Origin of the sequence: Chryseobacterium sp. MIQD13 (assembly GCF_050496705.1) — a bacterium.
Classification (GTDB): Bacteria; Bacteroidota; Bacteroidia; order Flavobacteriales; family Weeksellaceae; genus Chryseobacterium.
In genome coordinates this window covers 251,016-263,615 of record NZ_JBNWAF010000003.1, presented here as the reverse complement: position 1 = coordinate 263,615, position 12,600 = coordinate 251,016, and the positions used below count along the sequence as shown (strand labels likewise).

The following is a 12,600-nucleotide window of genomic DNA, read 5'->3' as shown; positions in this document are numbered from 1 at the left end:
TATTATGATACTGATTATCTCTCAAAATAATGAAATTACCACTACAGAAGTAATTAAAGAACTGATTGTAATGGGAAAAAAATTCCTGCGTGTACATGAAGATGAAATATTTGAAATAAAAGTTCAGCAAAAGAGGATTTTACTGCAAAGCTCCTGTAACAGTTTCTTTCTTGATGATATAAAAAGTGTTTGGTTCAGAAGAGGTGGATTGGTTTTTAAAAGGTTAAAGTATACCAACAGGTCTATTAACCTGAATATGAATGAAACACAACACTGGCTCGAAGACTATGTCCGCAAAACACTCGAATCCAAAAGACACATCAACAAGGAAAGCAATACTCATATCAACAAACTTCTTGTACTTGATAAAGCAAAAGAGCTCGGATTCGATGTTCCCGAATATTATCTGGCAGAAAATACCCATGATACAGACCTTGGAAATACCATCATAAAAACAATCAATGGAAATGTAATGCTGGATGAACTCAGAAAAAATTACAGCGGTTTTATGTATACATCTGTGGTTGATGAGCATGAAGAAGGGGATTTTTTTATTACTTTTTTTCAGGAGAAAATTGAAAAAGATTTTGAAATAAGAACCTTTTATTTAAATGGCAAATGCTGGTCTATGGCCATATTTTCTCAAAATGACGAACAGACCAAAGTTGATTTCAGAAAATACAACTCTGCAAAACCTAATAGAAACGTTCCTTATCATCTTCCACCCTGTTTAGAAGAAAAAATCCATACACTGATGCTTTATTTGGATCTTAACTCCGGGTCTCTGGATTTTATAAAGAAAGGAGAAAAATACTATTTTCTGGAAATCAATCCTATTGGACAGTTTACAGGAATGTCCAACACATGCAATTACTCACTGGAGCAAAAAATCGCTGAATATCTATGAAAAAAACGTACAACGAAAAAAATAAGCTTCCCCTTACTTTCAAATACATCGAGATCTTTAAAACAAAAAATGTCGGTAGAATCCACAGCAGCATGACATATTCCGTCTCATCTGAAAAATACGGGACTGAATATCATGTGAGGGAAAAACCGTTAAAACAGCTTACAAAAATGATATGACCTATTTTAACCTGTTCAGTAACATTATGGTTACAAAAGGACCTACCCGTATTCTGATCTCTGACCTTCAGAGAAATACTTCGGAATTATATTCTTTGGAATTCTATGAGGTTATAGAAGAGCTAAGGAATAAATCTATAGAAAATATCCTGGAAAATTACGACACAGAATCCCAAAAATTCATTTATGAATATATTGAGCTGCTGCTTGATAAAGAGTATGGCTTCATAACAGAAGGAGACCGGGACAGAAATTTTCCGCCACTCTCCTACAGATTCCATGAACCTCATCAAATTTCTAATATTTTCATGGAAATCAACAGTACTTCGGTTTTGGACAAAATAAAACAGTCTGTGGAAAACCTTGGAGTAAAACATCTGGTTATTTATTCTCATCAAGAGCTTTCCCTTAAAGAATTTCAGGATATTGATTCAAAATTCAACAATTCCGTTTTAAACGGCATTGAAATATTTTCTCCTTTTCATAATGCCGTTGATGAGAATTTTATGAACAGCCTTAATCAAACTTTAAAAAGGGTTTATGGTTTAGTATTTTACCGTTGCCCGGAAGCTCCTTTTAAACCTAAAGATGTTTTCAGATTTTACCTGAAGTTCAGTGATGAAAATCTTGAAATTTCCTCCTGCGGAAAAGTAGACCTTAAATACTTTAACACCAATTTCCCAAAAGTTTCAGAAGCTGTGAATCACAATTCCTGTCTGCACAAAAAAATAGGAATAGATATAAACGGTAACATCAAAAACTGCCCTCTGATGGCTGAAAATTTCGGAAACATTTATAATGCAAGTCTTGAAGAGGCTTTGATAAATCCCGGGTTCAGAAAGTACTGGAATCTTACCAAAGATAAAATAGAGGTCTGCAAAGACTGTGAATTCAGATACATCTGTACAGACTGCAGGGCCTATACCGAACGCAGCTATACCAACAGTGATGGATTAGATATTTCCAAGCCTCTTAAATGTGGTTACGATCCATATACAGGAAAATGGAAAGCATGGAGTAAGAACCCCTTAAAACAAAAAGCTATACGTTTTTAAGGAGTTAAAAATCTAACGCTGACAGTCAAAGATTACTTAAAGAATTTCCATTTCGGAATAATAGCCAGCATTCCAAAACCTGTAAACAGGAAAAGATTCGTTACATCCGTATACAAAAAGGTAGACAGGTAATAGTTATGCATAAAGAAATGCAGTACCAGCAGTACCGGAAACATAAAGATGCCAGCTTTTCTGTAGAAAAACATTAAGATAAGTCCTAACATCATCAGGACATCGATGGAAAAAATAACGAAGAAATACCATCTCGGGATCTGCAGAAATTCATGCTGAAGATATTCATCAATATCAATTCCCAGCCCCATAATCGTGAACAGCATTAATGCTGCAAATGCTAAAATAAAGCCCCATCCTTTCTTTGGATCCTCATCAAAATAACTGTATTCTTCCATAGGTACAAAAATAAAGAACTTATGAGTAAATTCATAAGTTCTTTAATATAATATTCGTTTAAAATTTGAATTATATAGAAATAGCGTTGATCAATCTGTTTTTGTCGCTCAAGTACTCTTCCATAGAGATCATACTTTCGGTTCTCATTACATCTTGAATGTCATCTATCTGATAGATAATTCTCTTCGCGTCCTCCGTATTCTTAGCTCTTACTTTACAGAAAATATTATATTTTCCTGAAATAACGCTAGCTTCAATTACGTTTGGAAGTACTGATAATTCTTTCAATACCTCTTGAGTACGGTTTGATTTTGTCAAAAGGATTCCAATGAAAGCTGTAAAGTGATAATCCAGCTTGCCATAATCGATATTAAGAGATGATCCCAAAATAATACCTGCATCCTCCATTTTTTTCACTCTTACGTGAATTGTTCCAGCAGAAACATCCATCTGTTTTGCTATTTCCGTAAAAGGCATTCTTGTGTTTTCGACTAAGAAATCAAGAATTTTCTTGTCTATTTCGTCCAGTTGATAGTTCATATTAGTTAAATTACAATTTTCTTAAAAAATCTATGTATTTGTTGCAAATTTATAAAAAATAATTTAACTAAAAAAATTATATCAAATATTAACAATAATTAACACGGATGATAAAAATCATTAAAATATTACGATTATTTACTAGCTGATTTTGTAGAATCTGTTTTTATTTCTGTTTTGGTTTCTGAAGGTTTTTTATCTTTTTTCTTCTTTTTAAATAGAGAATTAAAGCTTTTACTCCACACAACACCCCCACCATAGGCCTGATTTGCAGAACCATTCGTACTTACCATACCAATATTGGTAGGCTTGGAATATCCTCTTAAAACCAAACTTCCGTCATTCTTTTTAGAAATATCATATTCAATAGATCCTTCTCCGGAGAGATAATTAGCCTGTGTACCTTCCGTTTTGTTTAAAGGAATTCCCAATCCGGTTTTAATATTTATTCTCGGTGAGACTGCCACACTTACTCCTGCATTGGCACGGTCTCCGGTATTGGAATTCTGGTCACCCTTCACATAATTCAGGTCGATCTGGAATTCATTGCTCATCGTATTAAGAACGGATCCCAGCTGTTTCAGAAGCATATTATATCCGGAAGATTCCGCGACTCCTGCCACGTCAAAATCTACTCCTCCACTATTGGAAACATTAAAAGTACTCAACAATAATACGGAACCAAACTGAAGTACTTTTTCGCCTTCCTGGCTCATTTTGGCCGCTAATGTTTCTTTCACCTGGCTGGAAACATCAAGTGCAGTCACATTAAGGTCTATCTCCGGATTGATAAGAGATTGCGTAATATTCGCCTGAAGAAGTACACTGATCGGCTGCAGTTTCCCCATGCTCAGATATTCCCCTGCATTGGAAACCATTCTTACATAATTGGCAGTAATATCCAGTGCCGGCTTCATTGCATCACCATCCCATCTGATACTGCTGTTCTTTTCTATCTGGAACGTTTTATTAAGAATAGCTTTAGAAACAAATGTTCCGTTATCTACCTTATAAGTTCCGTTCATAGCAATGGCACCCTGTCTTCCCATCTGGAATCTCAGCTTGTCTGCAGTCCCTTTTACAGTAATATTTCCTACATCATCCCCTACAAGAACATTTACGGTAGTTCCTTTATCCACATCAAGACTGAAGTCGATATGCATATTAGCTCCTGTTTTTTTCTTTTCTTCCAGTGTGATAAGTCCGTCTTTTCCTTCTTTCAGGAACCTCAGCATTTTAAATTCTTCTACATTGGATGTTGAACTTGAATTAAAGGTAAAATTACTACCATTCAGCGCCTTCATATTAGGAGTGGTAATACTCAGTCCCGAAACAGGTCCGTCTACATATAGATCTCCTTGTCCGTAAACTCTTCCCCAGAACAGGTCATAATCTTTCTGAGTTGTATTCAGCATAAGAAGATTATCTGCCCTCATGATCAGGTTGACCCCCATTGAAGATATCGTTTCAAACTGGATTGCTCCCGAAATCGTTCCTTTAGAATTTGATCTTCCGTCATGAACTTCAATATTATTGAGGATTGCAAGCCCGCGGGAAAGCGGAACCACAGTATCATCAAATGAATAGTCTACTCCGGTAAACAAGAGCTTAAGACCGAAGCCTTTCAAAGCAATGTCACCACTATAATCAAGATCACTTAATTTTCCGTTGATTTTCAGATCACCTGTCGCTTTTCCTCTGATATTTCCGAAAATAGTCTGAACAAACTGCTGGGTAAATGCAAGGTCAAAATCACGCATTTCCGCAGTCAGGTCAAGCGTAGGAGAAGCCGTATTATTATTTACGGTACCCGTCAGATGCAGGTTATTATTTCCAAGAACTCCTGCTGAGGCCACTTTTACATCTACATCATATACATTCAGAGAGAAACCGTTTGTAGCAGAAATAGTGACATTCCCCATCTGGTTTCCATTCATAACGATATTATCTACCGTAAGGTCCACAAGCGGCTGCAAAGTACTCTTATCCATCTTGATCTTCACACTTCCGTTTGCAAGCCCCTTTATTCCCATAGGATTCCCTCCGGACTGCATTTCAAGAAGCTTTTCAATAGCAAATTCTTCAATATCAGCATCTATATAAAAGTCCTTGGCTGATTTGAACTGTGCCTCCTTGATAAATAATGCACTTTTATCTGAAAACACCCTCAGATTCCTGATATCAAAATCTCCGGTCTTTTTCCTGTAGGTAATGGAATGGTCAAGTTCAGGACTCGTATCTATGGCCCATGTTACTTCATTGAATTTAACTTCCGTAGGCTCGAATTTGAAAACATAATCTCCGGCAGCATTCGTAGACTGATCTACATTAATAGCATAGGCTTTAAGATTATCATTCAGCTCATCTTCAGGACTTCCATGCTTGAAAGTAGTCGCCAGATGAAGAGCCGTATTATTTTCATTATTCCCTTTCAGTTCAAAATCTTTGATAATATTTTTATTGTATTCCAGTTTGCTGATTCTTGCATAAAGCTGCTCATTAAGATTGGCAGTATTGATCCTCACCATAACACTATCTATCATGGCACTGTCTCTGGAAATATTATTCCTGTCATTAATCTTATATTCAGGATTGGCGGCGGCCAAAGCTTTGTCTGCATCCGTAATCTCCTCCTTCTTCGTCATAATGTACTTCAGAGAATTGGCATCCAGATTCAGGATCAGGTCATTTGAATCTCCATTGTACTCCCCTTCTACCACAGCACCCTGCGGAAGTTTAAGCTCAGGCAGAAAATAATTCACAACGCCCTGCTGGACATCAAAATTCATTTTAAAATTCTGTCCTCTGTATAATTTTCTTGGTGGCGGACCTACCAGAATTCTGCCGATTCCATTTTCTACCATACCTGCAAGATCACCAAGGTTATATCTTCCCGAAATTTTACCACTGGCCGCTCCCGGCGCATCAACGTCAATTACACGTCCACCAGCTTCTATAAAAGTTTTAACTTTTGCTTTCGGAATAATATATTGTTGAGTTGCTGTAGCAAAATGAAGGTTATTGGCATCAACGTCCAAGGTCAAATCATTAATATTGGACATAGACATTTTACCCTCTACCTGACCGCTTACGATCTGGCTTCCCGGCTGGTTGGTAAAATAATTCATATTCAGATGCGTGACATCTGCATTCACATTCATGGCAACTCTTGAAGTACTGAAATCAATAAGTCCTTTAATAGTAGCTTTGGCCTGCTCATCATTTACAGTGATCAGTCCGTTATATTTTTTATGGTCTAATAACCCGTCCAGATACAGATTATTAATCTGCTTATCCATAATTTCAATGCTGCTGATCTGAGATTTGGTAGTCAGACGCATTGTATTCACATCAAAACTCTGCCCGTTAAGATCAAATTTACCCGAAATCAGGCCAACACTTTTATTTTTGGTAATTACAGAAGTATTGAGGTCTTTTACATCCAGATATCCGGAATATTTAGGCATTGCCGTGCTGTATTCCGTAAGTGAAAGTTTGGAGATTTTAGCCTGTCCTATTCCTGTCATCAGATTTCCATTCGCAACATAAACCTGCTGAGGAGTCACTTTTGCAGTTCCGTTATATTTCAGTTTTCCAAAATCATCAGCAAAGTTTTTCATTTTTTTGGAAATAAATGAAGGCATCATCGCTTTCAGATCTTTATAGGTAAAATCAGCAGAGAGGTCAATTGTTTCAATGGCAAAATTTCCTTTCAGCAATCTGTCAACCTTCATTGTCTTCGTTGCAATATTCACATCAGGGTTCCTGATCAGAAAGTTTTCCAAATGGAATTTATTCAGCGGACCGGTCATTTTTCCAGCCAGATTGAATGGTTTAAAATTATCCCAGTTTGTCACAAAGTAGCTGATATCATATCCGCTCAACTGACTTCCTTGCTTAATTTCCATATCCCAACGTACGCGATCAGCAAATTCTGACCATGAACCGTCATGAAGATTAAATTTAATATTCCCCTGAAGCAGTGAATGATCTGTATTCAGGGTAAGATCCTTTAACGAAAGAAATTCATGGGTTAGGGAAAGTTCAGTAGAAAAGGTATCTACAAAATGAGATTTCCCCCATCTGGTAGTGACGAAGGACATATTGTTAATCAGTGCCGAAACATTGGCTCCGTTTACTTTTACATTAGGTGCTTTTAAATTAAATTTTGTGGCAGTAAGCCATTTTCCCGGTTCTCCCGGAGAATTCTCGCTGATGATGGAAACCTTTGAATCAATGATCTGCACACGGGAATCTAGCTGGAAGGGAGGTTTTTTCGGATCTCTTTTTTTCCCGCTGTCAAAAAGCTGTGTAAATCTGACAAAATTGGAAATACTGTCGCCTTTGTAGGTAATTACCTTTACATCTGCATTAACAAGGGTAAGGGAATTGAAACTTAATGAATTGCTGTTCCCTGAAATAGCATTGTAAGCAAGAGACATCCAGTCGGAATTGGCGCGAAATTCTTTTGCCGTAATGAAATTGAGACCTTTATAATCCTTGATCTTTAATCCCTTTATGGTTACATCTCCGAAATAATCCACTTCTACACTTTCTGTGGACATTCCGGATTTAAAATCTTTATTAACGATCTGAAGTGCCTGATCTGCAGCCCACTGTTTGGTTGCCGGAAGATTGATGGCAGTAAGAACTCCGCCCACAAGAATAACTCCCAGCCAGAAAAGGATAAGGAGAAGTCTTGCCCACCAGGAATAGCTGGTGACATCTTTTACAGCCTGTTTTCCAAATTCTTCAGCCGTCTCTACAGGATGATGAATAGCATCTGATGCCAGTTCAGACGCTTCCTTAACTGTTTCCTTTACAGCATCTTCTACATTTTCAACAGTCTTTTGCACCTGATCACCAAGGTTCTCAGTTACGGATTTTTTATTCTCATTCTCGTTATTATTCTCTAACTTTGCCATTATTATGAGCGACTCTATAATTTTAGGTATTGAATCGTCTTGCGACGACACCTCAGCAGCTATCATCAAGGGAAACTGTATTCTGTCCAACATTGCTGCGAATCAGGCCATCCACAAAGAATATGGAGGTGTGGTTCCTGAACTGGCATCGCGCGCACATCAGCAAAATATAATCCCCGTTGTTGAAAAATCTCTTACTAAAGCAAATATACAACAAAATGCTATTTCAGCTATAGGATTTACACGTGGTCCCGGACTTTTGGGATCTCTTCTTGTAGGAACGTCATTCGCTAAATCTTTGGCAATGAGTTTAAATGTTCCGTTAATTGAAGTGAACCATCTCCAGGCCCATATTTTAGCCCATTTTATTGACGATGCAAATCCTATGCCGCCTCAATTCCCATTCCTGTGTCTTACGGTGAGCGGAGGCCATACCATGATTGTTTTGGTGAAGGATTATTTTGATATGGAAATTATCGGGAAAACAATTGACGATGCTGCAGGAGAAGCTTTTGACAAGATCGGAAAGGTCTTTGACCTTGATTATCCTGCAGGCCCTATTATTGACAGGCTTGCGAAGGAAGGAAATCCTGATGCTTTTACATTCAATAAGCCTAAAATGGAGGGTTACGATTATTCTTTCAGCGGTATCAAAACTTCTGTTCTTTATTTTATTCAGAAAGAGGTCAAAAAGAATCCTGATTTTATTAAGGAAAATTTAAATGATCTGTGTGCTTCGGTTCAGAGAACCATCATTGAAATTCTGATGACTAAACTTGAGAAAGCAGCTAAAGAATTAAATATAAAAGAAGTGGCCATTGCCGGTGGAGTTTCTGCCAATTCTGCATTGAGAAAAGTAATGCAGGACAATCATGAAAAGCTAGGCTGGAATATTTACATTCCTAAATTTGAATATACTACGGATAATGCTGCTATGATCGCAATGGTGGCCCAACTGAAATATGAGCGCGGAGAATTTACGGATCTCAGGACTTCCGCAACTGCAAAATACGATTTATGAAAATACTCTTAGAAGAAAAAGTACTGGGAACCCATTCTAAAAAGAATTCCAAATATTATTGGGTGCTGGAAACCATTACAGGGAAAAATGATGCTTCGGAAAATGCTATAGATTATTTTCCATCAAGCTCAGAGAAAGGGTATATTCAGGATGTAAAAGAAGAGATTTTAGAAACGATAAATTCTGAGCATGTTTTCAGTTTTGCTTATACTCCACAAGAGGGAGATTATTTATCAATCAAAAATAATTTAAGAAAACAGGAGTATTTAAATCTTATTTTTATCAGTAATCGTTGGATAGAAGAAGTATTTATATGTACTTACCGTGACTGTGATACGGATATATACACAACCATAAAAACAGGAGTTGCCTTTTTAAGCTAGGATATATGAAATTATTTTACGGAGAAATTACAGGTCAAAAAGTTATCATTAATGATGAGGAACAGCAGCATATTGTAAAAGTTCTTCGGATGAAGGATGGTGAAGATATTTATGTAACAGACGGTAAAGGAAATGTTGCTTCCGGAAAATTAATTATTGAAGGCAAGAAAGCAGGTCTTGAAGTTTCTGAAATCAAAACGGATGCTCCGGATTTTAATCCCAAGCTTCATATTGCGATTGCTCCGACAAAAAATATAGACAGGATCGAGTTTTTTGTAGAAAAAGCAGTGGAAATGGGTATTTCAGAGATCAGCATTATTATTACGGAAAAGACTGAACGTAAAAATATAAATATTGACAAGATCAGAAAACAGGCCGTTGCCGCTTCCAAACAAAGTCTGAGGTTTCATTTCCCGGTCATTAATGATGCTGTGAAGCTTACAGATTTCTTAAAAAATATTGATGCGGAACATACTTTTGTAGCGCATTGCCATGAAAACCTGGAAAGAATTGAACTTAAAAATATTCCTTCAATGGAACAAATCACTTTTCTGATAGGCCCTGAAGGGGATTTTTCAGAAAAAGAGATCCAGTTTTTATCCAACAATAAAATCAAAGCGGTTTCACTCGGCAATCAAAGATTGAGAACAGAAACAGCAGGGATTTTTGTGGCAGCATGGAATTATTTCAATATGATAAGAGACTAGAAGACAGGAAGTAGATTATTCTACAATGATTTTTCCATTTTTCCGGTATATATTGATTTCATCACCCTCTTCAACAATATGGGCGCTCATTATCAAAAGTTTACCTTTTTCCCATTGATAGGTTTTGCTGTAAGTATTGGACGGACCAATATGATAGTCTGAGATAATTTCTTTTCTCTTTGAATCAATCTTAATATTCTGGATGGTATCCAAAGGTTTATAATGGTCATATTTCCTGCTCTTCTGATTATAAAGCCAAAAGCTTGATGATGAAGCATAATTTCCGGCCCAATTGATCACTTCTAAATCATTATAGCCATCGAAATTGGCATCATTATCAATATTAAAAATTACTTCATGTTCATTCAGAACATATATAGTGTCTACAATGATCTTCTGATGAATTTTCTTTTTATCAAGTATTGTGATTGATTTAAAATCAATTGATCCATTCGGTCTTTCCAGCCCTTTAAGCGTAAAGGTAAATGTATTCTTTTTTAGGGATCTGGAAAAAGGAACAGATGCTGTGTCTTCATCAGTCTGTATATTTTCCATTTCCTGTACAGGTTTCTCTTCACTCACAATATTATCTTTCATCGGCGCTGCTTTTTTGCTGCAGCTACCTAAAATAATCAGGAGGAAAAGAAATGTTCTGTTCATATGGTCAAATTATGATCTCTAAGATATTTTTCAAAGATCTGCTGTCCGCTTCGTATAGAATTTACAGCCCAACGGATCTTCATTCTCAATAGTTTTTCTTCATCAAGTTTGTAGTCGATATCTGACTTTATCAGTTTTTGCTTTAATTCATACATACATATTGAAGCTGCAACTGATACGTTAAAACTTCTCGTAAAACCATACATCGGAATCGCCAGTGTTTCATCTGCAAAATCCAGAATCTCCTGGGAAACACCTTCCATTTCAGTTCCGAAAACTAAAGCAATCGGCTCTGTAATTTCATATTCAGGCAGCATTTTCGCATTATTTTCCAATGAAACTACAACTATTTTGTAGCCTCTGTCTTTGATTTTCTGAAAAGACTCCATGTTTCTGGGAAGTTTTTCGACTTCAACCCAGGTATCAGCGCCCTTTGTAACACGCAGATTGGGTTCAAAACTATATTCTTCCTGCAAAGCCACCACTTTATGAAAGCCGCAGGCTTCCACTGAACGTACAATGGCTGCAGCATTCCTGAACTGATAAATATCTTCCACAACAGGAAGCACAAAATCTGAACTTTCCGGGGAAAAATGTTCAATCTTTGCCAATCTCTCCTCTGTTAAAAACTGCTTTAAATATTCAAAAGTTTGCGCTAAATCTTTCATTCATTTTCAAATCTTTGCAAATTAACGTAATTTTGAGCTATGAACCTGAACGAGGCTCAATTTCTTATTAAAAAGTAATTCATGAAAAGAAAAGTCCTGCTCATCTATACCGGAGGAACCATCGGTATGGAAAAAGATTATGAAACCGGAAGTCTCCGTGCATTTGATTTCGGAAATATTTTTGAAAAAATGCCGGAAATGAAACTGATGGAATGCGAAGTCTTTGTACATCCTTTCGCAAAACCACTGGATTCTTCGGATATGGGACCTTCAGAATGGAAAGTTATTGCCAACTATATTCTCAAAAACTATGAATTGTATGATGGTTTTCTGATTCTTCACGGAACAGATACGATGTCTTACACCGCTTCAGCTCTAAGTTTCATGCTGAAAGGTTTGAGAAAACCTGTGATTATGACAGGTTCGCAGCTGCCAATCGGAGATCTGAGAACGGATGCAAAGGAAAATCTTCTTACAAGTCTTTATTATGCCAGTCTTTATGAAAATGATGAAGCGGTTATTCAGGAAGTAGCAGTTTATTTTGAATATAAATTATTAAGAGGAAACAGGACATTGAAATATTCTGCCGAGTATTTTGATGCCTATGCCAGTCCGAATTACCCTATACTTGGACAATCCGGGGTTCATTTAAATATCATTAAGGATAATCTTTACCGATGTGATCCTGAAATAGAGTTTCATGTAGATGAGCATATCTCCGAAGATATTCTGTTCTGGAGAATTTTTCCGGGAATGCATCTGAGTCATTTTAAAGAAATCCCTAAAATGAAGGTTTTAATCCTTCAGGTTTTCGGTTCCGGGACTATTTTCAGCAGTGAAAAAACACAGGAAACACTGGAAGAGATCAGAAACAACGGAACTGAGATTGTAGTGGTAAGTCAGTGTATTTCAGGCGGTATTTCGTTTGGAAAGTATGAGAACAGTAATATTTTCTCAAGGATCGGGGCCATCAGCGGAAAGGATATGACGGCAGAAAGTGCCATCAGTAAAGCCATGCACCTGATAGACAATCCGAATTACTCCGGAACCTTCGCAGACAACTTCACCAGGAGTCTTTGCGGAGAAATTACCGAGTAATTTTCAATAATAATTTGCAGATTCCAGAAATTACCCTATTTTTGCA

The 12,600-nt window shown here is 36.9% G+C and carries 12 protein-coding genes; 7 read left to right on the top strand and 5 right to left on the bottom strand.

The window, feature by feature from the left end:
* Positions 1-4: 4 nt before the first annotated feature.
* From gwsG to gwsS, 3 genes are read left to right on the top strand one after another with little or no spacing between them, the layout of a single operon-like run.
* A complete protein-coding gene (gwsG, locus tag ACQWU4_RS13535) occupies positions 5-907 on the top strand; it encodes a grasp-with-spasm system ATP-grasp peptide maturase (RefSeq protein WP_429936277.1) in 903 nt (300 codons plus the stop codon).
* Positions 904-1,086, top strand: a complete 183-nt coding sequence (locus ACQWU4_RS13530) for a hypothetical protein (protein WP_429936276.1) — start codon at positions 904-906, stop codon at positions 1,084-1,086. The genes gwsG and ACQWU4_RS13530 overlap by 4 nt, the downstream gene beginning before the upstream one ends.
* Entirely contained in the window at positions 1,083-2,141 is a 1,059-nt protein-coding gene (gene gwsS / locus ACQWU4_RS13525) for a grasp-with-spasm system SPASM domain peptide maturase (protein ID WP_429936275.1), read from the top strand. The genes ACQWU4_RS13530 and gwsS overlap by 4 nt, the downstream gene beginning before the upstream one ends.
* A 32-nt stretch (positions 2,142-2,173) precedes the next feature.
* Here the strand turns inward: gwsS and ACQWU4_RS13520 are convergent, their stop codons facing one another.
* From ACQWU4_RS13520 to ACQWU4_RS13510, 3 genes are all read right to left on the bottom strand, one after another.
* A complete protein-coding gene (locus ACQWU4_RS13520; RefSeq protein ID WP_429936274.1) occupies positions 2,174-2,551 on the bottom strand; it encodes a hypothetical protein in 378 nt (125 codons plus the stop codon).
* A gap of 70 nt (positions 2,552-2,621) precedes the next feature.
* Positions 2,622-3,092 (bottom strand): Lrp/AsnC family transcriptional regulator, encoded by a 471-nt coding sequence (locus tag ACQWU4_RS13515; protein WP_034703315.1) that lies wholly within the window; start codon positions 3,090-3,092, stop codon positions 2,622-2,624.
* 134 nt (positions 3,093-3,226) lie between these two features.
* Positions 3,227-8,017: a translocation/assembly module TamB gene (locus ACQWU4_RS13510; protein WP_429936273.1), complete on the bottom strand. Its 4,791-nt coding sequence runs from the start codon at positions 8,015-8,017 to the stop codon at positions 3,227-3,229.
* 4 nt (positions 8,018-8,021) lie between these two features.
* Between ACQWU4_RS13510 and tsaD the strand changes: the two genes are divergently transcribed.
* The 3 genes from tsaD to ACQWU4_RS13495 are packed head-to-tail and all read left to right on the top strand — an operon-like array spanning position 8,022 to position 10,128.
* Positions 8,022-9,038, top strand: a complete 1,017-nt coding sequence (gene tsaD, locus ACQWU4_RS13505) for a tRNA (adenosine(37)-N6)-threonylcarbamoyltransferase complex transferase subunit TsaD (RefSeq protein WP_429936272.1) — start codon at positions 8,022-8,024, stop codon at positions 9,036-9,038.
* Positions 9,035-9,421, top strand: coding sequence for a hypothetical protein (locus ACQWU4_RS13500; RefSeq protein WP_429936271.1), 387 nt, complete (start codon positions 9,035-9,037; stop codon positions 9,419-9,421). The genes tsaD and ACQWU4_RS13500 overlap by 4 nt, the downstream gene beginning before the upstream one ends.
* 5 nt (positions 9,422-9,426) lie before the next feature.
* Complete coding sequence (locus ACQWU4_RS13495; RefSeq protein WP_429936270.1) at positions 9,427-10,128, top strand: RsmE family RNA methyltransferase; 702 nt, start codon at positions 9,427-9,429, stop codon at positions 10,126-10,128.
* Between the two features lie 15 nt (positions 10,129-10,143).
* Here the strand turns inward: ACQWU4_RS13495 and ACQWU4_RS13490 are convergent, their stop codons facing one another.
* Both ACQWU4_RS13490 and ACQWU4_RS13485 read right to left on the bottom strand, forming a co-directional pair.
* Positions 10,144-10,788: an XAC2610-related protein gene (locus ACQWU4_RS13490; protein ID WP_429936269.1), complete on the bottom strand. Its 645-nt coding sequence runs from the start codon at positions 10,786-10,788 to the stop codon at positions 10,144-10,146.
* Positions 10,785-11,456, bottom strand: coding sequence for a TrmH family RNA methyltransferase (locus ACQWU4_RS13485; protein ID WP_429936268.1), 672 nt, complete (start codon positions 11,454-11,456; stop codon positions 10,785-10,787). Before ACQWU4_RS13485 ends, ACQWU4_RS13490 begins: the two co-directional genes overlap by 4 nt.
* 81 nt (positions 11,457-11,537) lie before the next feature.
* Between ACQWU4_RS13485 and ACQWU4_RS13480 the strand changes: the two genes are divergently transcribed.
* On the top strand, positions 11,538-12,554 hold the full coding sequence (locus ACQWU4_RS13480; RefSeq protein ID WP_429936267.1) for an asparaginase: 1,017 nt from the start codon (positions 11,538-11,540) through the stop codon (positions 12,552-12,554).
* Positions 12,555-12,600: the final 46 nt, after the last annotated feature.

Coding starts and splice junctions, on each gene's coding strand:
- gwsG (WP_429936277.1), top strand. CDS start 5: ATGATACTGATTATCTCTCAAAATAATGAAATTACCACTACAGAAGTA.
- ACQWU4_RS13530 (WP_429936276.1), top strand. CDS start 904: ATGAAAAAAACGTACAACGAAAAAAATAAGCTTCCCCTTACTTTCAAA.
- gwsS (WP_429936275.1), top strand. CDS start 1,083: ATGACCTATTTTAACCTGTTCAGTAACATTATGGTTACAAAAGGACCT.
- ACQWU4_RS13520 (WP_429936274.1), bottom strand. CDS start 2,551: ATGGAAGAATACAGTTATTTTGATGAGGATCCAAAGAAAGGATGGGGC.
- ACQWU4_RS13515 (WP_034703315.1), bottom strand. CDS start 3,092: ATGAACTATCAACTGGACGAAATAGACAAGAAAATTCTTGATTTCTTA.
- ACQWU4_RS13510 (WP_429936273.1), bottom strand. CDS start 8,017: ATGGCAAAGTTAGAGAATAATAACGAGAATGAGAATAAAAAATCCGTA.
- tsaD (WP_429936272.1), top strand. CDS start 8,022: ATGAGCGACTCTATAATTTTAGGTATTGAATCGTCTTGCGACGACACC.
- ACQWU4_RS13500 (WP_429936271.1), top strand. CDS start 9,035: ATGAAAATACTCTTAGAAGAAAAAGTACTGGGAACCCATTCTAAAAAG.
- ACQWU4_RS13495 (WP_429936270.1), top strand. CDS start 9,427: ATGAAATTATTTTACGGAGAAATTACAGGTCAAAAAGTTATCATTAAT.
- ACQWU4_RS13490 (WP_429936269.1), bottom strand. CDS start 10,788: ATGAACAGAACATTTCTTTTCCTCCTGATTATTTTAGGTAGCTGCAGC.
- ACQWU4_RS13485 (WP_429936268.1), bottom strand. CDS start 11,456: ATGAAAGATTTAGCGCAAACTTTTGAATATTTAAAGCAGTTTTTAACA.
- ACQWU4_RS13480 (WP_429936267.1), top strand. CDS start 11,538: ATGAAAAGAAAAGTCCTGCTCATCTATACCGGAGGAACCATCGGTATG.